The sequence below is a fragment of the Aliiglaciecola aliphaticivorans genome (assembly GCF_054782055.1).
Genome location: NZ_BAAGTF010000004.1, coordinates 122,339 through 146,430 on the forward strand (window position 1 = coordinate 122,339; position 24,092 = coordinate 146,430).

Annotated in this window: 15 protein-coding genes; 7 read left to right on the forward strand and 8 right to left on the reverse strand. The window is 42.3% G+C overall.

The annotated features are described in order from the left end of the window. Position 1: 1 nt before the first annotated feature. Together ACYVIL_RS03130 and ACYVIL_RS03135 are read right to left on the reverse strand one after the other, a co-directional pair. Complete coding sequence (locus ACYVIL_RS03130; protein WP_303473061.1) at positions 2-2,062, reverse strand: hydantoinase/oxoprolinase family protein; 2,061 nt, start codon at positions 2,060-2,062, stop codon at positions 2-4. 338 nt (positions 2,063-2,400) lie between these two features. Next, positions 2,401-3,288, reverse strand: a complete 888-nt coding sequence (locus ACYVIL_RS03135; RefSeq protein WP_460311519.1) for an alpha/beta hydrolase family protein — start codon at positions 3,286-3,288, stop codon at positions 2,401-2,403. A gap of 241 nt (positions 3,289-3,529) precedes the next feature. Here ACYVIL_RS03135 and ACYVIL_RS03140 point away from each other — a divergent pair, with 241 nt between their 5' ends. Then, a complete protein-coding gene (locus ACYVIL_RS03140) occupies positions 3,530-4,534 on the forward strand; it encodes an alpha/beta fold hydrolase (protein ID WP_460311520.1) in 1,005 nt (334 codons plus the stop codon). 62 nt (positions 4,535-4,596) lie between these two features. On the opposite strand, the gene ACYVIL_RS03145 is transcribed toward ACYVIL_RS03140, so the two are convergent. From ACYVIL_RS03145 to ACYVIL_RS03155, 3 genes are all read right to left on the reverse strand, one after another. Further along, positions 4,597-6,507, reverse strand: coding sequence for an extracellular catalytic domain type 1 short-chain-length polyhydroxyalkanoate depolymerase (locus ACYVIL_RS03145; protein ID WP_460311521.1), 1,911 nt, complete (start codon positions 6,505-6,507; stop codon positions 4,597-4,599). Between the two features lie 139 nt (positions 6,508-6,646). Continuing rightward, positions 6,647-7,678 carry an MBL fold metallo-hydrolase gene (locus ACYVIL_RS03150; RefSeq protein WP_460311522.1) on the reverse strand — a complete coding sequence of 344 codons (1,032 nt, stop codon included), beginning with the start codon at positions 7,676-7,678 and terminating at the stop codon, positions 6,647-6,649. Between the two features lie 2 nt (positions 7,679-7,680). After that, complete coding sequence (locus ACYVIL_RS03155) at positions 7,681-8,310, reverse strand: TetR/AcrR family transcriptional regulator (protein ID WP_460311523.1); 630 nt, start codon at positions 8,308-8,310, stop codon at positions 7,681-7,683. Between the two features lie 166 nt (positions 8,311-8,476). On the opposite strand from ACYVIL_RS03155, the gene ACYVIL_RS03160 reads away from it, so the two are divergent. Both ACYVIL_RS03160 and ACYVIL_RS03165 read left to right on the forward strand, forming a co-directional pair. Further along, positions 8,477-9,553 carry an efflux RND transporter periplasmic adaptor subunit gene (locus ACYVIL_RS03160; protein WP_303473073.1) on the forward strand — a complete coding sequence of 359 codons (1,077 nt, stop codon included), beginning with the start codon at positions 8,477-8,479 and terminating at the stop codon, positions 9,551-9,553. A 1-nt stretch (position 9,554) separates the two neighbouring features. Then, positions 9,555-12,605: an efflux RND transporter permease subunit gene (locus ACYVIL_RS03165; protein ID WP_460311524.1), complete on the forward strand. Its 3,051-nt coding sequence runs from the start codon at positions 9,555-9,557 to the stop codon at positions 12,603-12,605. Between the two features lie 78 nt (positions 12,606-12,683). Here the strand turns inward: ACYVIL_RS03165 and ACYVIL_RS03170 are convergent, their stop codons facing one another. Continuing rightward, entirely contained in the window at positions 12,684-14,306 is a 1,623-nt protein-coding gene (locus tag ACYVIL_RS03170; RefSeq protein WP_460311525.1) for an L-lactate permease, read from the reverse strand. A gap of 294 nt (positions 14,307-14,600) precedes the next feature. Between ACYVIL_RS03170 and ACYVIL_RS03175 the strand changes: the two genes are divergently transcribed. Next, entirely contained in the window at positions 14,601-16,202 is a 1,602-nt protein-coding gene (locus ACYVIL_RS03175) for an ABC-F family ATPase (RefSeq protein ID WP_460311526.1), read from the forward strand. 87 nt (positions 16,203-16,289) lie between these two features. Here ACYVIL_RS03175 and ACYVIL_RS03180 read toward each other — a convergent pair whose 3' ends face one another. Next, on the reverse strand, positions 16,290-17,207 hold the full coding sequence (locus ACYVIL_RS03180; protein WP_460311527.1) for a substrate-binding periplasmic protein: 918 nt from the start codon (positions 17,205-17,207) through the stop codon (positions 16,290-16,292). Positions 17,208-17,367: 160 nt separating this feature from the next. On the opposite strand from ACYVIL_RS03180, the gene ACYVIL_RS03185 reads away from it, so the two are divergent. Genes ACYVIL_RS03185 through ACYVIL_RS03195 form a run of 3 tightly spaced genes read left to right on the forward strand, consistent with a single transcriptional unit; the run spans position 17,368 to position 23,152 of the window. Next, on the forward strand, positions 17,368-18,771 hold the full coding sequence (locus ACYVIL_RS03185; protein ID WP_303473082.1) for a TolC family protein: 1,404 nt from the start codon (positions 17,368-17,370) through the stop codon (positions 18,769-18,771). 4 nt (positions 18,772-18,775) lie between these two features. Then, positions 18,776-20,050 carry an efflux RND transporter periplasmic adaptor subunit gene (locus ACYVIL_RS03190; RefSeq protein WP_303473083.1) on the forward strand — a complete coding sequence of 425 codons (1,275 nt, stop codon included), beginning with the start codon at positions 18,776-18,778 and terminating at the stop codon, positions 20,048-20,050. Continuing rightward, the gene (locus ACYVIL_RS03195) at positions 20,051-23,152 is read left to right on the forward strand and encodes an efflux RND transporter permease subunit (protein ID WP_460311528.1); all 3,102 of its coding nucleotides are present in this window, start codon (positions 20,051-20,053) and stop codon (positions 23,150-23,152) included. It begins immediately after the preceding gene. Positions 23,153-23,209: 57 nt separating this feature from the next. Here the strand turns inward: ACYVIL_RS03195 and ACYVIL_RS03200 are convergent, their stop codons facing one another. Continuing rightward, on the reverse strand, positions 23,210-23,995 hold the full coding sequence (locus ACYVIL_RS03200) for a DUF1838 family protein (RefSeq protein ID WP_460311529.1): 786 nt from the start codon (positions 23,993-23,995) through the stop codon (positions 23,210-23,212). Positions 23,996-24,092: the final 97 nt, after the last annotated feature.

The window sequence follows — 24,092 nt, forward strand, 5'->3', positions numbered from 1 at the left end:
CTTAAACAGCCGGATTGATTAATAGGTTGCCTACACCATCAATGCTGGCTTGATAACCTGGTAAAATGACAGTGGTAGAGTCCATTTCGTTAACAATGGCGGGACCTGCCACAACTAATTCTTGATGTAGCTTTTTGCGGTCATAAATCACCCCGTCATGCCATTGACCATCGTAGAAAAAGCGGGTGTCTTGAATTTTGCAGTCACTCAGAGCAAAATCAGCTTGACCGATATTACGCTCTGCAATTGGGCTGGATTGGGCTTTTACCACGGCACGGATCATCAATATCTCATGACCATTTTCGAGCTTGAAGGTAAATAACTTTTCATGTTCTTTGTCGAAAAACCCGGTTAAAACATCTAGACCCTGATCTTTCAATTGTTGTTCGCTAAACTCCACACTGATTTCAAATGCCTGTCCTGCATAACGTAAGTCAGCCTGATAGATCACTTCTAAATCGTCTTTGCTTATGCCATCGGCAATTAACGACTCTGAAGCACGGTCTTTTAAATCATTGAGGTCAGACAAAAGGGTCTTAGCGTCTGTATCCTGAGCTAAAGTCAAATAGGTGCGAGCAGCTTCATCTTGTACTTGCGTAGTTGCATCACCATAGGCACAAAGTACCCCTGGACCGGGTGGCACAATGACCGGCCAAGCTTCAGTCAGAATTCCTAAGGCATTAGCGTGTAAAGGACCTGCACCACCAAAACCAACCAAGGCAAAATCTCGCGGATCATAACCTTGCTCCACAGACACTAAACGCAAGGCTCCAAACATGGCTTCATTAACAATTTTGATGATACCTTCAGCGGCGTCCATTAAATCGATGCCCATACCATCAGCCACCTTTTGAACCGCTTTAACCGCAGCTTCGCGATCAATGGCCATGGCCCCACCTAGCTGTACGTCTGCTGGTAGGTAACCAAGCACCACATTGGCATCACATACTGTAGGTTCTTCCCCGCCTTTCATATAGGCTGCAGGACCAGGCACTGCACCGGCGGACTCTGGGCCTACCCGAAGAGCTTTGGTGAGTTCAGGAACAAACGCAATTGAACCTCCACCGGCTCCAACCGTACGAACATCTACCGAGGGCGCACGTACTCGAACATCCCCAACGATAGTCTCGCGACGTACTTTGGCTTTTGCGTTTTGAATGAGTGCGACGTCAGTAGAAGTACCCCCCATGTCGAACGTTAGTATGTCGTTATATCCAGCTCGACTACAAAAATAAATGGCACCGGAAACACCACCGGCAGGGCCAGACATTAGCAAATTTACGGGGGAATCAGCAGATGCTCGCCCTGATGCAAGGCCACCATCTGAGCGTAGGATCGATAACTGAACATCTTCGCCCATGCGGTCGATTAACGCATTTTGTAAGTTATTAACGTATTTAGCGACTTCTGGACGAACATAGGAGTTAACAACTGTGGTTTCTGTACGCTCATATTCCTGCATTTCAGGTACCACTTCACTGGAAATGGAAATAGGCATGTCAGCAAAAACTTGTTGAGCGATTTCTTTAGCTTGTTTTTCATGTTCATTATTCAAATAGGAGTTTATAAAGCAAATTGTGATGGCTTCCACTTCTCCTTTATCTGCCAATTTTTGCATGCTTGAACGTAAGGCTTCTTTATCTAATTTGGTTACTACTTTACCGTCTGCGCCGATGCGCTCATTTGCCCCAATAGTGAGCTCTAAAGGCGCTAAAAGGGCTTTTTTCACAAAACTCACCCAGCCACCTAAACCGCCGGGACAAAACGAGCGGGCCACTTGCAAGGTTTGTTCGTAACCTTGTGTTGTGACCAACCCCACCTTCGCGCCTTTTTCCGTTAATACCGCATTGGTTGCTACTGTGGTTCCGTGCATCACCCTATGAATTTGTTTAGGGTCAACGCCGGATTCTTGGCAGATGCGGGCTATACCGTTTAATACCCCCTCTGACGAATCATGGGGTGTGGAAGGTACTTTGGCTGTGTAGGTTTGTCCTGATATTTCATTGATGAGAAGCAAATCAGTGAATGTGCCCCCGACATCAACGCCTAAACGATAACTCATAATTTTTCCCCTTAGGTTTACTCAACTCAGGTGCTTAACTTGTGCGACTAGTGAGTGTTAACTAACTACTGGCTCTATCAGTCTTAATAGCCGTGAAGATTTGAAAACCAGAATAGCGAGGGGGGGGATTCACGCAATGACAAATATCAATGTTGGAACATTTTAATGGCACTGATATGCAGTGCACCCTAAGAATAGGAATCTAACTGAGCAGTTTGTGCTGCTCAAATTAGAGTTCAAATTTAGCAGAGTGTATTGAAGGGGGACACCTGGCCCCGATACTTTGGGAAACTGTTGATTGAGGTGGTTGTTAAAACCATCAGATTTTCAGTTATGCACTATTTTCTGCTCAGCATCGTAGGCCCTTCAGAGGAAAGTAAAGAGTTAAGCTGGTTGATTGCGTCTTGCTCAGTGAAAAAATAACCATTGATAATAAGTTCAGAAATATCACTGACTTGTTTAAGTTCGTCGAGTTGTTTGGGACCTGGTAATTCAGGACGACAAATTGCCCCGCCAAAATAGTGGTCTACATCATCCAACACCAAAGCATAATGATCCATTGTCGCTGGTGCCATCTCATAAGCATCAAGATGTGCCGACCAGTCTAATGAAGCGCCCATGGGAATATCATTAGTGCCTGTTTGAATCAAAGCGGGTACCGCTAATCCTGAAAAACCTTGTTTATCAATCAACCCGGGCATTGCAGGGGGGGGAGAATATGCTAACACCATGACAACACGGGGATCTGCTTGGGAAGGCTTCATACCTTCAGGAATCGTTGCCTTTACTCCTCCTTTTACGAGAGCCGTTAGTGCACCATAGCTATGGCCCGCAGCGATATAATGTTCGCCACCGAAGGTGTCTGCTAATAATTGCATGTCTTCCAATCTCGCCTGCCACGACATATTGCGAGAGTATTTATGATTTTCAGGGTGGTCAGTTGAGTCAATATGTAAAGGAGCATAAACGGTCAAACCTTGCTCAATCCATGGTTGGATTAAAGGATCGTACTTCCAAGGAGCAGATAGGGCGCCGTGGGAAAATAGTATGACGCCTTTTTCTTCACCTTTCGCTTGCCATTTCCACACAGAAATATTGCGGTCATTAGCCGTCAGGGTTAGGGTTTCTGAGTCTAATCCAAAACAATGAATTGAAATTGAAAAGATAAGAACTAGACCCAGTATAAACTTGTTGAATAATGGCTGTATGCAAGATGAAAAAAGCAAAGTGTGTATTCCTGATGTTGTTCAATAAAGAGTTTCAGCGACTGGTTTACGTATAGCACTATTCCGGTCAAAATAATTTGATAACAATCAAAAAAGCGTTTAGTGGACTCGACTAAATAGGGTAGGCCAAGAAATTGTATAAAATTAGTAGAAAAAACTTCTGAAAGTTGACATTTGTTAATGCCAGAGAAGATTTTTATCGTTATGTTGAAGGATTAATATCATAAAAAAGGACTAGCAAATGCAAATTAAAAATAGGTTACTCGCCGCAATAGTCAGTATCGGTCTATATGTGATAAATGTTCCTTCCGCTTTTAGTGATACTGAAGTGCCTGAGGTTGAAACCACTCGCGTTCACACCATGGAAGAAATTCGAGCTAAATATGCTGTTAGTCAGTCTCAGTTTGTTGACTTAGATGGGGTCAACGTACATTACAAAGATGAAGGTAAAGGGCCCGTTATTTTGCTTGTTCATGGAACACTAGGTGATCTATATGATTGGGATGTGTGGACACAAGAACTGTTGAAATCTGGTTTTAGGGTAGTGCGTTTTGATATTCCTGGATTTGGTATGTCTGGCAACATTGCCAATAATAACTATTCCGTTGACCGCACACACACCCTTATCGATAGCTTAATGGATCATGTTGGCGTTGAAAAATTTGGCATTGTTGGCATCTCTTACGGTGGTATGGTCGTTTTTCGTTATGCGGCCACACGTACTGAAAGAGTGACCTCTATGGTATTAATTAATTCTGCAGGTATTCAAACTGCGAACGCCGTTAAAAAAGCGCCTAAAAAAGAGGGTGCCTCGCGTAAACGTACTAGCAGCTTTTTGTACTCCCCGGTCGTTACCAAAGACGATCTGGTGTTCTTTTATGACAGCTATATCAATGACAAAACTAAAGTTACGCCTGAATTTCTGCAGCGTAAATTGGATTTTTTAAATATTCAAGATCGTGATAAAACCTCTATTACAACATTTAAGTTGTATGAAAAGGGTGATCCTCAAAGAGTATTGGCTCATGTCAAAGCGCCAAGCTTGGTTTTATGGGGAACCGCCAATAAAGCCCTCGATACAAGCACAGCGGATGCATTTATTGATGCCTTACCCAATGCCTGTTTAACCAAGCTAGTGACATTTGAAAGTGGCGGTCACTATATTAATATTGAACGTCCGCTGGAAACCGTAAAAGTGGCGCAGTCTTTTTTGTTAGATTTGAAAAACCATAAAAACTGTCATTAGAGTGACTAACAGGAACAAATTGTCAGCGAGCTAAAGGCTCACTGACAATGTTTCAACTAACACTACTGCGGACAAGTGCCAATCGCCCAGTTTTGCGTATCTGTACTGAATAAACTAGTACTTCCCCAAGTCGAGCCTGACATGGCTTCATCACTACCTTGCGCAAAATAATTTGGGGCATATGGATTACCAGAGCTATAGGCGCGTCCAGCGGTTTTATGATAATAATTGTAAGTGCTGTGTTGCTCGCAACTTGCGCTATCGTCATCACCATCGTCATCACCGCCGCCACCATCTGATGTACTGCATGCCTGAACGGGTCCTGTACAACTGGCGTCGTCATCTTGCCACTGACACTGCTGTGCTGAAGTGCCTATTTCATTAAGTTTAAATGGGGTTGTACTGTACTCTAAATAACAATTTGCATAGTTTGTGTAGTTTAATCTGCCCGCGTTTATGTGTTGGTCTAATGTGGCTGTTTGGCCAGCGTCGATATTGAAGGTTACAGTATCTGTTGATTGCAAGTTCGTAGCGTCGCTGGCCACAATAGTTGCACTTTGTTGACCTCCAGCTAAATTGCATGCTTGAGCACTGAAGGTATTCCCTTGCAATTGAGCAGTTTCATTGCCGGTTGAAAAGTTAACTATCACGTTGCTTAAGTTTTGATTAATGTCTACAACTTTGCCAGAAACCGTGGCACATTGGTTATTCACCGTGGCTATGATATCCGTTAAAAAAGGGGCTGTAGCTGGAGGTGGTGGCCCAATTCTGACGGTACTTGAAGACACTTCTGATAATGCCCCAAGATCATCAGTAGCAACGGCAGAAACGTTATATAGCTCATCAGGAAGACTGGCACTGGAAATAGAAAAACTGTTATTGGAAAAAGTTTGGGTGGTAAGTGAGTAGGTATTCCCAACCGAGTCTTCTATTTCGAAGTTTATCTGCATTACTTGACCATCAATGTCACTAACTGTGCCACTAATCAAAATGGTTCCACTATTTTCTTGAGTATTTAGGGTCTCTACCACAGGCGCTTCATTGCGACTTACTCGCTGATTGTTGTCAGCGAAATATTGACCTAAATACATTGCGTAGTTAATGCCTGCGCCACTAATATAAGAACCGCTTGCACCTTGACCTCCAGACCAAGAATGGTCAACACCATTTAACCAAAGCATGGATACACGGTTATCTTGCCAAAGTGTTTCATCGACGGTTCTGCCCGCTAGGGTTATCTGTTGACTGCCAGGTATTTGTGATACGCCATAAACAGCGGCCATTCCCTGCGCATTTTGTTGATTGTAGCAGCTGTCTACAGTGGTATCTGCATCGCCATGGGCTATCGATGCAATCTGTGTATCGAATTGAGAAGCAAAAGAACCTGCATAAGTTTGGCAGCGACTGGCGACGTTAGCCGATTCGCAACTACCCAAGGCACCACTCGAGCTCGTTCCGATACTAGGTCCTGCGCTTATTCCCATACCAGCAAAAATATCTGGTGCTAAACAAGCTGTTGTATTAGCGAAAGAAGCACCTGAGGAAAGGCCAGAAATGTACACTTGATCATCATCAATGTTATAACTTGAATCACTGCGCAGGGCAGTGGCTAGGTTGATAAGGTTTTGATAATCCCCAGCGCTTCGGGATTTCGTTCCTTGCCAATACGACCAACATCCAAAGCCGGCTTTATTCATGGCGTTGGGCACCGCAATGACCATTCCGTAAGCTTCGGCAGCTTGTTCAAGTTGTGCATTTAAATAGGCATCAATCGATTGGGTGCAACCGTGCAAAACTAACAACAGTGCCCGTCCCTGACCTACAGAAGAGACGCTATCTGGGGTATATATATGTACTTGGCTAAAGCCACCTACAGATTGATTGTTCTGCCAACTACCGGCATATACCGTTGAGGATAAGATAAAAAACAGGCCAAATAAGCTACTTAAGACTCGATTATAAGCAAATAACATAGGTTTACCTTTTTTGTTAAAAAAATGTAAACGAAGCTTAGGGGGTTGTTGAAAATTTCGCCTTAGTACTTTAGTACAGCGTCAAAAATTTCATTTAATACGAATAAGTGTAGCGACTCGACCTTTCATTTATATCACCTTAAAAGACCCATTTTTGACCTTGTTCTGGAATGATAATCTGCAAGCCTAAATCGTTGGCTTCATCTAATTGACGTTTGATTGTAAGTCGAGGGTTGGTGTTTTCTGCCAAGGTGTATTTTATATGGCTTATGACCACTTTAAGGTTCTGTAGAGGCGTTTCACCACCGATTTTAGAGGCAAAATTATGTAGCTCTTGGAGCAACAACTTTGGTGTAAGGTGACCAAATAAGAGATTGTGCGGGCGTTCATTTTCAAATGAAGCTTCAATAACGATACCGCGTAATTGTTTATGTTTTGCTTGCCCTGCTAGATAAGTCCAAATTGCGTCGAGCTTCCCTTGTTTTTCGACAATATCTGGTCCCGTATCTCCAAAATACACAAACATATCGCTGCCATTCTCAATCACAAAAGCAGTGGACTCCACGGGGTGACTGAGGCTAAAAGCGGTTACTTTTAGTTGCGTGTCGGTAATGCTAACGGGTTCACCAATGGGAAGATCAACAACGTGATATTTATTCAGGGTCGGTGGGATGCCTCGGTCGGTGAAATTCGCCCATGCTTTACCATTAAAGTAGGTCTCACCAATCATGTTATTTACCGATGCCAATGCATAGATATTTTTATTTGTGTCTTCGGGTGAGGCCACTATCATTCCGTTTATGTGATCAAGGTGGGCATGGCTGATTAGATAGCCTTTAACATGCTCTCTTAAAATGGTTCCTGCTGTTGACCAGCTTTCATTTTTAACAATAGGTAAATCAGCAAAAGCATTATGTTGCACGCTTTGATTTATACCATTCACTAATGTTCCTGCATCTAAGGCGACATAGTTGCGACTGTTAAGTGAGCGCAGTAAAAATGCACTTAAATTACCATCTTCGATGCCACCACTATCGCCTAAAACGATGAGTTCAAATGCGGCAGTTTGGGAAGTCTCTGTTATGGCAGTATTTTGATTTGCAAAAGTGTTGAGTGAAATTATTAGTGTTAAGGCTAATAAGTGCTTAAAAAGGTATGCAAAATTTTTCATTGTTATTTAGCTTGTTTTCGCGAACTTGAATAATGATCTAGAAAAATATCGACGGATTGCTCTATTACAAACCGTTTTTCATTTTCAGTAAGTTGTGATTGTAACTTAAACACTAAGGGCCAGAAACAACGTCCTTTGACTAAGTCATTTAATTGATCAACCGCAAAATTTACGTCTTTGATTATCAGTGCATTGTCTTTTACTGCGGCTTTAATAAAGCGATGGGCAGCAGTTTCTAAACTAATAAGTCGGTCGATTCCCTTTCTTAGGGTGTCTTGCTCATAAAAAAAGCTGCCTATGGCAACACGAACTAATTCTATGTGTTGTTCATCGCTCATTGAAGTTACTTGCTCTTCCACTAAATTGACAAATTGCTCGTATAGCGGCTTATCGGGATCATAAACCACAGCACTTTTGAGCAATGACGTTTCCCAATTGTCAGTTAACAGATACAAGACTAATTCGGCTTTAGTTGCAAAATGGTTATATACAGTTCGCTTTGACACACCCGCAATCTCAGCAAGTCGATCCATGCTGGTGGCTTGCACACCGAACTCTTGAAACGCGCTTTTGGCGGCTTCCACTATTGCTTCGTGCTTTATTTCACTGCGACTCTTTTTTACTTCTGTCATAAACCTACGTAATTAAAATTATGATAGCTAAAATATATGGGAATGGGCACGATTTTGTAGTTTACTTTCAACTAAATGATAATGTAAACTACACCGAGTAGTTTACTTTTAAGCTAAATATTTATCAATAGCTTTATTCGCTTTAAACAATAGAGAAGTACCTCCAATGAAAATATCAATTCGTACGCTGGTTAGCAGTATAGTTTTAACTGCTTCAGTGAGCTTACTTAGTGCTTGTGGCGAAGAAAGCCAAAAACTAGTCGAAGTTGCATCGCCTCGAATGGTAAAGCTAAGCCCTGTAATGTCTTCTGCTATTCAAAATCAATCGACTTTTCCGGCGGTAGTTTCCCCAGTAAAAACTATCGATTTAAGTTTTGAAGTGACAGGGCGTCTTATTTACACTGATATTGTTACCGGAGAAAACGTCAAGAAAGGGCACTTACTGGCCAGCTTAGATCCTAAGCCTTTTGAAAGAAACGTGAAAGAACAGCAAACCAGGCTGCAACAAGCTCAACGGGAGCTAGACCGTATACAATCAATGTTTAGTAAAAAGTTAGTGTCACAAAGTAATTTGGATGATGCTAAAACAGAGTATGAACTAGCTGAAATCGATTTATCCAACGCTCAACAAGACCTTGAATACACACAACTGCGAGCGCCGTTCGATGCTCTTGTTGCAAATCGTTTAGTTGATAACAATAGTTTCGTTGCCACAGGGCAATCCATAGCACAACTACAAGATGTTTCGCGGATCTATTTTAATATCAATGTACCTGAGCGTGTATTGTCAGCAAATGCAGGCCGTAAGATTATCAAAGCGCAAGGGTCGATTTTAGGCAATCCAGATAGATGGTACGACTTAGTTTATATTGAGCACTCCACTCAGCCAGATGCCGTTACCCAAACCTATCAAGCGGTATTTGCACTAGAAAGCAATAGTCAACTTCAAGTTACTCCAGGTGCGCGCGCCGTTGTCAATGTCACTGTTGAAACGCCGAGCAATAATGGCGAGATGTTAATTCCGTTTCGTGCCTTGGTTGGCAATGATGGTGATGGCTTTTTTGTTTGGCGATATGTTGCTGAGAGACAAACTGTTGAGAAAGTACAAGTTAATGTGCTTAGCGTGGAAGAGTCCTTCGTGGTCGTCGATGGTCAACTAAGTGAGCAAGATTTTGTTATCTCCGCAGGCGCAGCTCAAGTCTACGCGGGCATGAAAGTCGAACCTTATCACGGAGAAAAATAAAATGGATATAGCGCGCTATGCCATGCGTACGCCAGTGAATATCTGGTTACTTATTTTAGTCTTTTCCATCGGTGGTTTAATTGCACTTTCTGAGATTGGGCGTTTGGAAAACCCAGCGTTTACCATCAAACAAGTAAAGGTCATTACCGCGTTTCCTGGTGCAAGTGCTAAGAAGGTGGAAGAGCAGGTTACAGAACCTCTGGAAATCGCCATCCAGCAAATGTCACAACTTTATCGTTTAACGTCTATTTCGTCACCAGGGCAGTCTGAGATTACCGTTGAAGTGCAACCTCACTACGATGGCGATATGTTGCCACAGATTTGGGATGAACTAAGAAAGCGGCTAGGTGATATGAGTGGCTCTTTACCTGTTGGCGCCCAAGAACCTGCGGTCTATGATGACTTTGGTGACGTTTACGGTTTGTACTTTGCGTTGGTTGCCCCCGACTTTAGCCCTTATGAAATGCGAGAATTTGCGCGGATCATTCGCAGACAATTATTAACCACTGAAGGGGTGGCGAAAGTTGAAGTGAGCGGCGTATTGCAAGAGCAAGTTGTAGCCTATATTGATCCTTATTTAATTGCTGGATTAGGTATGAGTTTTCCAGATATTGTGGGGTTATTTGAAGACAATTTAAATCCATTTAATAGCGGTCGGATCCAAGTCGATGGCAAAAAAATCAGATTACTTGTAGAAGAGTCTCCAAATCAATTGGAGGAAATCGGTAATCTAGCATTAGTCATACCTGGTACCAGTCGCTCCGTACGTATTAAAGATATCGCCAGGCTCGAACTCGAACCTGCTGAAATTCAATCTTCTCTTATTCGCTATCAAGGCAGTGAAGCTATCACCTTAGCGGTATCCGCTATCGATGGCGTGAATATCGTGGAAGTGGGTGAGCACGTTCGTCAAACAGTTGATAGCTTGCTAGATGATTTGCCACTGGGGATGAAGCTGACTCCAATTTATGACCAAGCCAAAATTGTCGATGATTCTGTTGGCGGATTCATTATGAACCTTATTATGTCCGTGGTGGTGGTCACCCTAACACTTTGGTTATTTATGGGCTGGCGATCTTCCGTCATCGTTGGCGCTGTGCTGGTTATTACTGTGCTTGGCACTGTCATGATCATGTGGTTAATGGGAGTGCAGCTGCAACGGATTTCTCTAGGGGCCATGGTGATAGCAATGGGTATGTTGGTTGACAACGCTATTGTTGTTGCAGAAGGTATGATGTTAAAAATTCGTGGCGGAACTAAACCAGTGGATGCCGCTAGTTTTGTGGTAAAACGCACTCAATGGCCTTTACTCGGCGCTACGATTATTGGTATTGCTGCATTTTCCGGTATTGGGTTGTCTGATGACGCCACAGGTGAATTTCTGTATTCACTGTTTTTTGTTGTTTTAGTCTCACTGATGCTGAGTTGGGTGTTAGCCGTAACTGTTGTGCCTGTACTGGGTGGTTATGTGTATAAATCACAAAAGTTTGCTGGAGACCTGGACAGTATTGGTAAAACGCAAAAAGTATTTTTACATATTTTGCATAAAGCTTTGCGATTTAGGTGGGTGACACTCACCTCGTTAGTTGTGATCACCGGTATTGCTTTGGCTGGCTTTGGTTATGTGAAGCAAGGGTTCTTCCCTTCATCAAATGCACCTATTTTCTTTATTCATTACTGGGGACCGCAAGATCAAGATATACGCTATACCGAAGATAAAATTGAACAAGCTGAAAAACGAATCTTAACCTTTGACGGCGTGGAATCAGTAACCAGTTTTGTCGGGCGAGGAGCTGACCGTTTTACGCTGACATACGCTCCTGAAGCGAATAATGAAAGCTACGGTTTGTTGTTTATTCGCGTACACGATAAAGACGCAATCGAAGAGTTGGCTCCAGCTATTTTGGCCAAGCTAAAGGATGTTGATCTCGATGCTGATTTTTATATGGAGCGAATGCAGTTTGGTCCAGGTGGTGGTGCTAAACTGCAGGCTCGTTTCTCTGGTCCTGACCCGTTAATTTTGCGGCAGCTAGCAGAACAAGCACAACAGGTATTCAATCAAGACGGGAGTATCCGAGATATTCGTCATGATTGGCGTGAAAAAGGTCTTGCTCTGAATGCTCATTATGATGAGTTTAATGCCGGTATGTCAGGAATATCCCGCTCCGATTTTAATGACGCAATTCAGTATGCCAGTGATGGATTATCTTTAGGGGTAGTGCGCGATGGTGATTATTCATATCCCATCAAAGCGAAGATGGCTACTGTTGGTCAAACTCCCATTGAAGCCATTGAAAATAACCGCGTATGGAGCTCCCAGCAACGGGTATACGTACCATTCCAACAAGTGTCGAAAGAGCTAGAGTTGGTGAATGAAGATGTGCTAATTCAACGTCGAAATAGAATTAGAACAATTACCATTTCAGCCGAGCCTGGTTTTAATGAGACTGCAGGTGAAGCCTTCACGCGTCTTCGTCCTAAGGTGGAAGCCATTGATTTACCAGATGGTTATAAACTTGAATGGGGTGGCGAGTATGAAAATGCCAATGAAGCGCAAGAAGCACTAGGCAAAGGCCTACCTGTCGGATTTTTGGTAATGTTTTTAATTTCGGTATTGTTGTTTGGTCGAGTGAAACAACCATTGATCATCTGGATGGTAGTACCCATGGCAGTCGTGGGAGTAGTTGCCGGACTATTAGCGACAGACATGCCCTTTGGTTTTATGTCGCTGTTAGGCTTTTTAAGCCTGTTTGGTATGTTAATTAAAAACGCCATTGTTCTAATTGAAGAAATCGATTTGCTTCTCGAGGAAGGACAGACGCCAAGACTCGCCATTACCAATGCCAGTTTAAGTCGTCTCAGACCTGTCTCATTGGCTGCTATTACCACTATATTAGGCATGGCTCCACTTTTGTTTGATGCATTCTTTGCTGATATGGCTGTGACTATTATGGGCGGGTTAGCCTTCGCCACAGTACTGACATTGATTGCCGTACCTGTTCTGTATAGCGTGTTCTTTAGGATCAGCTTTAGAAAAGCTGAGTCAGCCTAACGGGCAATGGGAGCTTGCTGAATCCCTAACTCGTTATACAATTCGCCTGTTTTAACTAGCCTCAATTCTAAATTGGGGTTAGTTAACAACACTTAACCAAATAAGCGACACTGCACCTGCGAGAAGACAATAAAGCATCATTGGCACTAGTGTCAGCCTGATAACAGAACCTTCCTGGTTGTTCAGACCTACCACCGAACAAGCCGCTACTACGTTTACAACACAAATCATATTCCCTGCATTTGAACCCAACATCTGTAACCCTAAAATCACATTGGGGGCGATTTCTAGCGTTAATGCAGTAGTTTGTTGCAGCTCAGCAAACATCATATTTGAAAAGGTCGCGGATCCAGAAATAAATGCACCTAACGCACCGACGAAAGCGGCAGCCATTGGCCAAGACTGACCAAAAAATTCTGACATCATCATCGCCAACTCTTTAGGCATACTTGTCAATGGGCTGGTGGCAACATCGGAATTAATAAAAACTCTGACTAGGGGGACGGCTGTGGCTAAGGTCAAAAGAGATGGCACTAGCGACTTCACAGACAAGCGAAATGATGTGCTAATTTGCTGTAAGGACATTTTGTGTAAGAAGAAGGTGAGCACACATACCAAAACAAATATAACCCCAGGTAAATACAACGGACTAGCAGAATGGGATATTGAGGTCCCTAAAATATGGTTAAATTCGATTTTTACACCAGTCAATAGGGGTTTAAGTGGTAAGGAGTCTAGTCGAGTGAGTACCAATAAAACTGCGACTATGACATAGGGCATCCAAGCACAGTATATTGACATTTCGGATGCTTTTTTAGGGGGGGGAACCGCTGGTTCAGGCTGCTTATTTGTTGCTTCTTCACCTGCAAATAGCCATACTTTTTTAGGAACTAAAAAATTCAGTTTGACTGCGCCAATAACGATGATTAAGCCTAAAAGCCCACCGAGAATCGACGGGAAATCGGGGCCTAGGATATTGGCCACAAGCCATGCGGGCAGCAAAAATGCAAGACCGGCAAATATCGCAAATGGCCAAAGCGCTAACCCTTCTTTGAATGAGCGATTTTCACCCCAGAAACGCGTTAGAATACTTACCATCATCAAAGGGATAAACACACCTACAAACAAATCAATACTAATTGCTGTAGTGGCAATGTGTTGCAGCCTGTCATTGCTAATATGTCCAAGACCTTGATTAATGCCGACCAAAATAGGTGTGCCCACAGCGCCAAAAGAAACCGCCGATGAATCAGCAATGAGTGCTAGGGCAACTGCAGCAAGAGGGTGGAATCCCAGGGCCATAAGAAGCGGAGCGCAGATTGCGGCTGGTGTTCCAAATCCTGAAGCACCCTCTAAAAAGCCACCAAACAACCAAGCAATAATGATTAATTGAATTCGTCGATCAGGGCTGATGCCAATAAACCCCTGCCGAATAACTGAAATTGCGCCACTCTGTGTAAGTGTATTGAGTAAAAAAATTGCGCCAAAAATAATAACTAAGATAGTGGCAGCTATAATCCAGCCTTCAAGTATAGACGCAAAAATCTGCACATAAGGTACCTGCCAAATTAGCACCGCTAAACTCGCTGTTATCACTAAGCTCACGGCCATTGCCTGCATGGCCGGCCAACGTAATATAACTAAAAATACCAGTACAGATAAGATTGGCATGAGAGATGTAACGGTTTGCAGTAATGTCATTTCAAACCCGAGCTGTTTTCGTTTTACACTTCAGGTTTCATAGTGAGGTAATTTTGCCGTGTTTACTATGCGACTAGGGTAAAAAGTTAAAAATTTGCGCAAGTTTAACTGCAAAGTATTCTTTTCGTTTCGACTCATGTCAGTATGATTTATAATCAAATCCCCTCGACTTTTCCGCTAAATTTATATATAGTGCGCGCCGTTTTGAACTAAGTAGTATTGCGCAGCGACATTGGGCTTTTATTGTGAACCTTGGTTTGTTTTTGTTGCTTTTTTACTATTTGGAATTCCATTTTGATATCTACCGCAAACATCACTATGCAGTTTGGCGCTGAGCCACTGTTCGAAAATATCTCGGCTAAATTTGGCAATGGCAACCGCTACGGCTTAATCGGTGCAAATGGCTGTGGTAAATCCACTTTAATGAAAATTCTCAGTGGTGACTTAGCACCTACTTCAGGTAATGTCTCCATCTCTCCTGGTCAAAAGCTGGGTAAACTAAGCCAAGATCAGTTTGCTTTCGAAAAATACTCTGTTGTTGACACCGTTATTATGGGTGACATGGAGTTGTGGAAAGTAAAACAAGAGCGTGATGAAATTTATGCTAAGCCTGAAATGAGTGAAGCAGACGGTATGCACGTGGCCGAATTAGAAACCCTTTATGCGGAGATGGATGGTTATACAGCTGAATCTCGTGCTGGGGAAATATTGTTAGAAGCGGGTATCGAAGAACATTTTCATTACGGTTTGATGTCACAAGTCTCTCCAGGTTGGAAAGTAAGGGTATTACTTGCCCAAGCGTTATTTGCCAACCCAGATATATTGTTACTCGACGAACCAACCAACAACTTGGATATTTATACCATTAACTGGCTTGCTGAGGTGTTGAATCAACGTAAGTCCACCATGATCATTATTTCCCACGATAGACACTTTTTAAACTCTGTTTGTACGCATATGGCAGACATTGATTATGGTGAGTTACGTATCTATCCGGGGAACTATGAAAAGTACCAAGAAGCCGCGGCATTAATTCAAGAGCAGTTGTTGCGAGAAAATGCTAAAAAGAGCGAAGAAATAGAAGAACTGCAAGCCTTTGTCGCACGTTTTTCTGCCAATGCATCTAAAGCTAAGCTTGCCACCTCCCGGGCTAAAAAGATGGATAAAATTCAACTAGACGAAGTGAAAAGTTCTAGTCGAAGAACGCCGCGTATTCAACTTAAACAGCATCAGAAGTTGCACAGGCAAGCACTAACCTTAGAAGATATGAGTTTTGGTTTTGAAGATGAACCCTTATTCAAAGGCGCTAACCTGCTACTTGAAGCCGGCGCAAAATTAGCCATCATTGGTGAAAACGGGGTGGGCAAAACCAGCTTCTTGCGTTGTTTGATGGATGACTTGCAAGCCGAAGGTATGGTGAAATGGTCTGAAAACGCCAGCGTGGGTTACTGCCCACAAGACAGTTCTACCGATTTTGATTGTGATTTGAGTCTTTTTGATTGGATGTCTCAATGGCGCACACCTAAACATAACGATTTGATGGTCAGAGGTTTGTTAGGAAGTCTGTTATTTAGTGCCGATGACTTCAATAAAAAAGCTAAGGTATGTTCGGGTGGTGAAAAGAACCGTCTATTATTCGGTAAGTTAATGATGGCTGACTTGAATGTTTTGGTGATGGACGAGCCCACCAACCACATGGATATGGAAGCGATTCAAGCACTAAATGATGCTTTGGCGGATTTTGATGGCACACTGATTTTTGTCAGCCACGATCGTGAATTTGTTTCTTCTTTGGCCACTCGGATTATTGAAATTAAAGATCAAGAAGTCATTGATTTTCAGGGAACTTACGAAGAATATCTTGCTCACCAAGGACTCCAACAAGCCGTTGCTTAGCAGCTTATAAAGGGAAAATTAAAATAGTGGTGTTAATCGATAAAGAGCGAGCAAGCTTTGACGCTCTTTATTTCACTGCTTTATTCATTATATTTTCATATTGTTTAGCAGCACATTATAACGCTGAAAAATTTTCTCTATTTCCCCTTCTTTTTTGATTTTTCTAATGGCGGTATTCAATTCGGGTATTAGGTGATCAAATTCGCGGCGCACTCTAAGTACGATGTCGCCACGGGAGTGAATACTAGCTAAGGTAATTTCCAAATTATAATGATTAGCCCAGTGCTGAGCGGTTAAACCTTCAAGGATAGCCACTTCGAATCGACCTTTACTCAAACCCTTAATTAATACATTTTCTGAACTGAAGTCAACTCTCGTGAACATGTCATCATTAAAATAGCTATAGCCTCTGATTGTCCCTACTTGATTGCCATAAATACTATGCGGCGTAGAATATTTCTTAGCGTTTTTAGGTAAAGTAACGTTATATTCAGTTAATTCAAAAATGCCGATGGTTTGCACATAGTCGTCTCCCAGATCGCCATTTTTAAACCAGCTAAGGCTCATAAAGTCGATATCGAGTTGGTCTTTTTCGAATTCTTGAATTGCTCGTTTAGGCGGGTAATAAAAAAATTTATAGGAGAAGTTTGCTTTATTCAAAATTACGTCAATCAGTTCTGCAAAGATGCCTGGGTTTTTGTCATCTCTTGAGTACCCGAAAGGAATCCAAAATTCAGTTCCGCTTAAATTGTATCTTAGAACTATTGGTTTTTTATCGATTGCTTGAGAAGTCGAGATGAAAGCGAAATAAAAAAGTACAAATAAGAGTATCCGAGGGATCATATCGGCGCGAAGAAAAGCTATTTTTATTCTATTACAACCTGGCATAAAACTTACTCTTGTTACAGATGAATCAGCTGAATAAGTATGACCTTTTAATTTAGCTTGTCTTAATAATAGGACACAAGATGTGAAATATCTCTTCGATTTGTCGTTTATTTGCAATAAACTTTCAGGTTGATTCGAAATTTTAAAGGTTCAATAGACGATATTTTGAGTTGAATTGCAAACTTCGTAAAGTTTACGTAAATTCAATTTTTTGTTACTGCATAACCTCTAGACTCACTGTATTATTTTAGTCAATATGCCTAATCCACGTAGTTTTATGCTGTCAAAATTCTTTTTATATAACAAAAAAATAGAGCTGTTTTCCTTAACCTTGGTGTTATTTTTTTTGCACGGTTGTAGCTCCGTTGAATTGGATCAAAATAAGGAAGTTCCAGCTTTACCTGAAGAGTGGCAGTTCCAGCATAATGCCAAACAAGTTGACGATAACTGGTTAGCTAATTTTACCTCTAAATCCGATAATCAACATTTAACTGTTCTACTCAATGAAGCCATTGAGGCAAATCAAAGTATTCGTTCACAAGCCTATTTACTAGATATTGCGCAACAGAATTTAATTATCGCAAAAAGTAATTTTTGGCCTTCTCTCGATGCCTCATTTGATGCATCACGCAGCAGCAGTAGTGGAAACAGTTTTAGTCTAGAAGCTCAACTATCTTATGAACTGGATATTTGGGGAGCGTTGTCAGATGCTGAGCGTCAAGCAAAGCTCAGTTATTTACAAACAAAAGCAGAGTTAGAAGAGGCCAGATTGCAATTAGCTGGTGATGTCATCATTGCTTATGCGAATGCTTCTAGGGCGTTTCAGCGCACAGAATTAGCAGCCCAGCAAGTACAGAACTCATCCAATAGTCTAGACATTATTGAACGTGGTTATCAAGCGGGTTTGAACGAATCCTTAGACGTTTATCTTGCTCGAAATGAACTCAACTCAGATAAATCAACATTGGCAACCAACCAACAAACGTTGTTAGAGAGTGTTAGAGCCTTGGAACGGTTACTGGGTCGCTATCCTAATGGACAACTAGAGGTTGCACAGGTTTTAAACCTGCCTGATGTTGATGTTGCCGTTGGTTTACCCTCGGAACTAGTCACCCGAAAACCTGCTTTACAAGCCAGTTGGTTAGAATTGATGGCGCAAGATGCAGCTTTAGCCATAGCGCACAAAGCACGCTTCCCTTCAGTTAACCTAGCTGCCAGTGGAGGGCCGTCAAGTGACTCGCTATCAGATTTGCTATCCACTTCTGCAGCCTGGTCTTTGGTCGGCGGTATTTCAGCGCCAATTTTTAATGCTGGAAAGCTTAAGGCCAATGAAGAGATTGAATTGTTAACCTTGAAACGTCTTGAAGAAAGTTATTTGGATACGGTATTAAACGCTCTTTTGGAGGTGGAGAATACCCTTTCTGCAGAAGCGAGTTTAATTGAGCGATATGAAGCCACCGTAAAGGCCGAAGAAAACGCTAAATTTGCAAATAAACTGTCTTTTGAGCAATACCAAGCAGGCCTAGTAACTTACACCACTGTGTTAGAGGCTCAGGCGAGGCTTATTGCCGCTCAAAATAACCTCATCGATATTAAAACTGACTTAATTGCGAATCGAGTTCAACTGCATGTTGCTCTCGGAGGAGGAATCAACCTCTACGCCCCAATTCAAGAGCTTTGATTAAATGGTAATTTCTAAAAAAATTGTATTGCCCATCGTTGTTATGCTTATTGCTGCTGTCGCGGTGTGGGTTATCTATAACAATCCTCCTGAAGCCAAACGTCAGCGGCCAAATAATGCTGCGGTGTTGAGCGTGGAAACGCAATTATTGCAACCTGAAAAGTTTCAGATCACTCTAGACAGTTATGGTGTGGTTACCCCACGTACCCAAAGCTCGTTAATGTCTCAGGTTGCGGGGCAAATCGTGTTTGTAGATGATGCCTTTCGTACCGGCGGATTTTTTCAAAAAGGCGACTTGTTACTAGCAATTGACGATAGCGATTACTTAGCTGAAGTCAATATTGCCAAGGCTAACCTTATTACTGCGCAGCAAAGTTTAGCTGAAGAAATGGCGCGCTCTGAGCAAGCAAAAATAGACTGGCAGCGGTTAGGGGGTAAGCAAAAACCCAGTGATTTGGTGTTGAGAATACCCCAACAAGAAAGTGCACAAGCTAATTTAATTTCTGCAAAAGCACAACTGACAAAAGCAGAGTTATCATTAAAACGCACCAAAATAATTGCACCTTATAGTGGCCGAGTGGTAACCCAAAATGTAGATATTGGGACAGTCGTCTCAAACAATACCGAGTTAGCCAGCATTTATGCTACTGACTATTTGGAGGTTCGCTTAGCAATTAATAACAATGATTTGGGCTTCGTAGATCTACCCGAAACCAATATTGACAATTCCCTCGCCACGCCCCCCATAAACGTGACTTTTACGTCTGATCTCATCGGTCAGCAAACCTGGACGGGTAAAATAATACGCACCGAAAGCTCCATAGATTCTGCATCGCGACAATTATATGTGGTGGCGCAAATTGATGATCCCTTTAATCAAGCTATTGAGCGTGGCGTATCGATTAAAATTGGTGAGTATTTAACCGCCGAAATAGAAGGGCAGACTATTGATAACGCTATCGTTATACCTGTTACTGCAATCTATCAAGGTAGTTACGTATATATTGAACAAGACGGTGTACTGCTGAGAAAAGAAGTCGAAGTTGCTTGGCAAAACGATAGCCAGGCGTTAATTAAATCCGGTTTAGAAAGTGGACAAGCCTTAGTGGTAACTCCGTTGGGCCAAGTAAGCTCAGGTACCGCAGTATCTGTCATCAACAATGCCAGTCATTCTCAGAAGCAGAGCAAAGGTGCTGGTAAAAAACGAGACCCCAATTCAAGGCCTGAGCGTCCCAACAGCGAAAGAGGTGCTAATCGACCTCCACGTAAGGAAGGGTAAATGATAGCTTGGTTTGCAAAAAACTCAGTCGCTGCCAACTTGTTAATGATTACCATAGTCGCAGCAGGCTTGTTGAGTTTAAATGGTCGTATTCCCCTAGAAGTTTTTCCATCTTTTGAAATTGATATGGTAACCGTCAGCGTTACCCTTGATGGCGCAACACCTGAAGACATTGAGCAAGGTGTTACTATTCGTATAGAAGAGGCAGTGCAAGATCTCGAAGGTATCACTAAGATTATTAGCCAATCTTCGGAGGGAGGGGGCAGTGTTACCTTTGAACTCGATAGTGACTACGATCGCCGAGATTTACTGGCTGATATTAAAAGTAGAGTCGATGCAATCAATACCTTTCCTGCCAACGCTGAAAACCCAGTCGTTGCCCTTGGGGATCGTAAAAGAGAAGTCATTACCGTGGCTGTTACAGCCCCATATAGCGAGAAAGAGGTAAGGGAATATGCCGAAAATGTGCGTGATGATTTACTAGCTATTGATGGTATAACCCAAGTAGAAATGGATGGTATTCGTGATTACGAAATTGCCATCGAGCTTAGCTTAGACAAAATCCGCGAGCTAGAATTAACCATCAATCAAGTGTCCGATATTATTGACAATAACAGCGTCGATGTGTCCGCGGGTAACTTAAGAACGGAAAGTGGGGACATACTCATTCGTTCTAAAGGACAAGCTTATCGAAAAGACGAATTTGCTGCCATTCCTATCAAAACCAATCCTGATGGTTCCATTATCCGTCTTGATGATATAGCTAATATACTTGATGGGTTTGAAGAAACCCCAGTTCGCACCCGCTTCAATGGCCAGCAAGGTGCTTTTATTGAGGTATATCGCATTGGTCAACAAAGTGCTATTGAAGTAGCGGATAAAGTAAAAGAATATGTTGATGAGCATCAACAAGGATTACCTCAAGGTTTCAATTTAACCTACTGGGATGATGATTCTGTCATTGTTAAAAGCCGCATATCAAGTCTAACCTCTAATGCAATACAAGGGGGAATTCTCGTCCTTGTACTATTAACCCTATTTTTGCGTCCATCTATCGCCTTTTGGGTATTCATTGGTATCCCAGTCGCCTTCATGGGCGCCTTTATTTTAATGCCATTTTTCGGCGTGACCTTAAATATGATGAGCGTATTTGGCTTCATTTTAGTGTTAGGTATAGTTGTCGATGATGCCATAGTCACCGGAGAAAATATTTACACCCATTTAGGTAAGGCTAAGTCAGGAGAACAAGCTGCTATTCAAGGCACCCTAGAAGTGGCTAAGCCGGTTACTTTTGGCATTCTCACAACCGTTGCTGCGTTTTTACCTTTGGCTTTTATTGAAGGTCGTAGAGGAGATATTTTTGCGCAGATACCCTACGTGGTCATTCCTGTTTTACTATTATCTTTGATTGAATCTAAGTTTATTTTGCCTTCCCATTTGAAGCACCTGAAATTGCGTTCTGAAAAAACTAAGCAAAGTAAGTTTTCCATGTATCAGCAAAAGTTTGCGGATGGTTTCGAACGGGCTATTCTGCGTTTTTACAGACCAACTCTTATCACGACTCTGAGATACAAATGGACAACTATCATGGTTTTCTGTGGTGTATTTGCCGTGATACTGACATTAATCGTAAGCGGTTGGACTCGGTTTGTGTTTTTTCCAAGAATTCCCAGTGAAACAGTTCGGGTGTCTCTGAGTATGCCCACAGGAACCGCGTTTGAGATTACAAATAAGTACATCATACAAATTGCTCAGCATGCCCGCGATTTACAAGAGAAATATGTCGACGAAGATACCGGTGAAAGTGTTATTTTAAATGTACTTGCCACTACCGGTGGGAGAGGCGGTTCGACAAATTCAGGTAGTGTTCGTTTTGAGATAAGTCCACCAGAATCGAGAACCTCATCCATTACTTCTGCTCAGCTATTAAATGAGTGGCGTAAGCTTATTGGTGATATACCAGGCGCTGAATCACTGAGTTATCGAGCAGAGTTAGGCCGTTCGTCGGATCCCATAGATGTGCGCTTGAGTTCGAATAATGTGGCGACCTTAGAAAAGGTTGCTGACAAAGTGATTGAGCGACTCAATACCTATCCTACGGTTTATGATATTGCTGATAGTCTTTCCGATGGTAAGCAAGAATTACAAATCGAATTGAACAAACAAGGGGAGGCTTTAGGTCTTTCCAGAGCTGACGTAACTGGTCAAATACGCAGTGCATTTTTCGGTTCACAAGTGCAGCGTATTCAGCGCGGGCGAGACGACGTGAAAGTGATGTTGAGGCTGCCGCTGAGTGAACGTCAGTCGTTATCCAGTCTAACTAATTTACTTATCGATGTGGGGAATAATGAAACGGTTCCACTTTCCAGTATTGCCACTCTTACACCAGGTCAAAGTCCGTCTACTATTCGTCGGATTGACCGATTAAGAACCATTAGCGTAACCGCAGATGTAGATAAAAATAATACTAATATGACAGTACTACAGGATGATTTGAATAACTACATATCGGAATTACGCTCCCAATACCCGGGGGTGTCTTATGAACTCGAAGGTGAAGCAGAAGAACAGCGAGATTCATTTGGCTCTTTAGGTATCGGCTTGATAATTGTGCTTTTTGTGATTTATGCATTACTTGCCATTCCATTTAAGTCCTATACCCAACCTTTAGTGGTAATGAGTGTAATCCCCTTTGGCGCAATTGGTGCCGTGGTCGGTCACTGGATCATGGGAATGGATTTGACCATTTTTAGTTTATTGGGCTTATTAGCCTTGGTGGGTATAGTGGTAAATGACTCCTTAGTACTTGTAGACTATATCAATACTAAGCGGGAGCAAGGAATGGAGCTGTTAAAAGCAATTCTGACCGCTGGAGCTTCACGATTTAGGCCAGTAATGCTGACCAGTTTAACCACCTTTATTGGACTGATGCCCCTATTATTTGAAAAATCTACCCAAGCACAATTCTTGATCCCAATGGCTGTTTCTTTAGGTTTCGGTATTTTATTTGCGACTTTTATCACGCTTATTCTAGTGCCAATTAATTATATGCTATTGGAAGGGTCCTTGGAGAAACTCAGGAAAGAGCGACTAGCTAGTTAAAAGATAAAAAAAAGCGGCTTGTTAGCCGCTTTTTACTTGTAGGGGGAGGTTCTTATTTTATTTTTTAACTGGGGCTGGTGTTTGTTCACGAGCATAGTGCTCTAGACTCGACAAACTGGGTCCATACCACTCTTTTGGTGCTTCGAAATACTCTGGGAAATGTTTTTCGGCATACGCGCGGATTTTTGGCGACAATATTTCCGAACTGTTATACGCACCCATACTACAGTCGTAGAAACAATGTCCTTCTGCTTGACCCATTAACATCCACGGCAGCCAAGGGGTAATTCGGCTCCACGCCCCAGAATATTCAATACTAGTGACGTCTGGGTTGGCCAAATCGTCTTTATTGATGACATAGTTAAACATCTCAGAAACACGGTTCATTGGGCCTGAAGATTCTCTTGGCCACTCATCTGGCTGCAACGCATTTGGATAAAACAAATGAATATGTGAATTTAACGTCACCGTATTGTTTGGGGTTTCTTTCCATGGGTACAGCATGGGGATTTTTTTCTTTTCGGTTTTATTTAAACCGCCGTACGAGGGCCCTTGTGGAACATAAGGTGTTAACTTGTAGTTAAAGGGGTCGTTAGCTACAGGCACTACTTTGACTGTTTCGTTGGTATAGGGGTTAGTCCATTCCTCTAAGATATCGCCAGTTCTTAAATCAGTATAAAACCCAACTTCTTTAAGCACTTTTCCATATACGCCATTGCCTTCGTCGATTAATCGAGCGTAAGAAAAACCTTCAAAACCTACTAAAGGTTTTACTTTTTCATTAGGGCGTACGCCGTTTACAATACCTGAAAAGTTGTCACCGGCAATGTAAAACTGACCCACTAACGGTAATTTAAAATTGACCCACCTGAGGCACAATTGCCACTGATTCTGAAAATGAAGAGGCGGCGTGGATGCAATGTTAGATCAGGAGTCATTA

Excerpts from the sequence above, each read along its gene's own strand:
- ACYVIL_RS03130 (WP_303473061.1), bottom strand. The coding sequence starts at position 2,062 with ATGAGTTATCGTTTAGGCGTTGATGTCGGGGGCACATTCACTGATTTG.
- ACYVIL_RS03140 (WP_460311520.1), top strand. The coding sequence starts at position 3,530 with ATGCAAATTAAAAATAGGTTACTCGCCGCAATAGTCAGTATCGGTCTA.
- ACYVIL_RS03145 (WP_460311521.1), bottom strand. The coding sequence starts at position 6,507 with ATGTTATTTGCTTATAATCGAGTCTTAAGTAGCTTATTTGGCCTGTTT.
- ACYVIL_RS03150 (WP_460311522.1), bottom strand. The coding sequence starts at position 7,678 with ATGAAAAATTTTGCATACCTTTTTAAGCACTTATTAGCCTTAACACTA.
- ACYVIL_RS03155 (WP_460311523.1), bottom strand. The coding sequence starts at position 8,310 with ATGACAGAAGTAAAAAAGAGTCGCAGTGAAATAAAGCACGAAGCAATA.
- ACYVIL_RS03160 (WP_303473073.1), top strand. The coding sequence starts at position 8,477 with ATGAAAATATCAATTCGTACGCTGGTTAGCAGTATAGTTTTAACTGCT.
- ACYVIL_RS03165 (WP_460311524.1), top strand. The coding sequence starts at position 9,555 with ATGGATATAGCGCGCTATGCCATGCGTACGCCAGTGAATATCTGGTTA.
- ACYVIL_RS03170 (WP_460311525.1), bottom strand. The coding sequence starts at position 14,306 with ATGACATTACTGCAAACCGTTACATCTCTCATGCCAATCTTATCTGTA.
- ACYVIL_RS03185 (WP_303473082.1), top strand. The coding sequence starts at position 17,368 with ATGCTGTCAAAATTCTTTTTATATAACAAAAAAATAGAGCTGTTTTCC.
- ACYVIL_RS03190 (WP_303473083.1), top strand. The coding sequence starts at position 18,776 with ATGGTAATTTCTAAAAAAATTGTATTGCCCATCGTTGTTATGCTTATT.
- ACYVIL_RS03195 (WP_460311528.1), top strand. The coding sequence starts at position 20,051 with ATGATAGCTTGGTTTGCAAAAAACTCAGTCGCTGCCAACTTGTTAATG.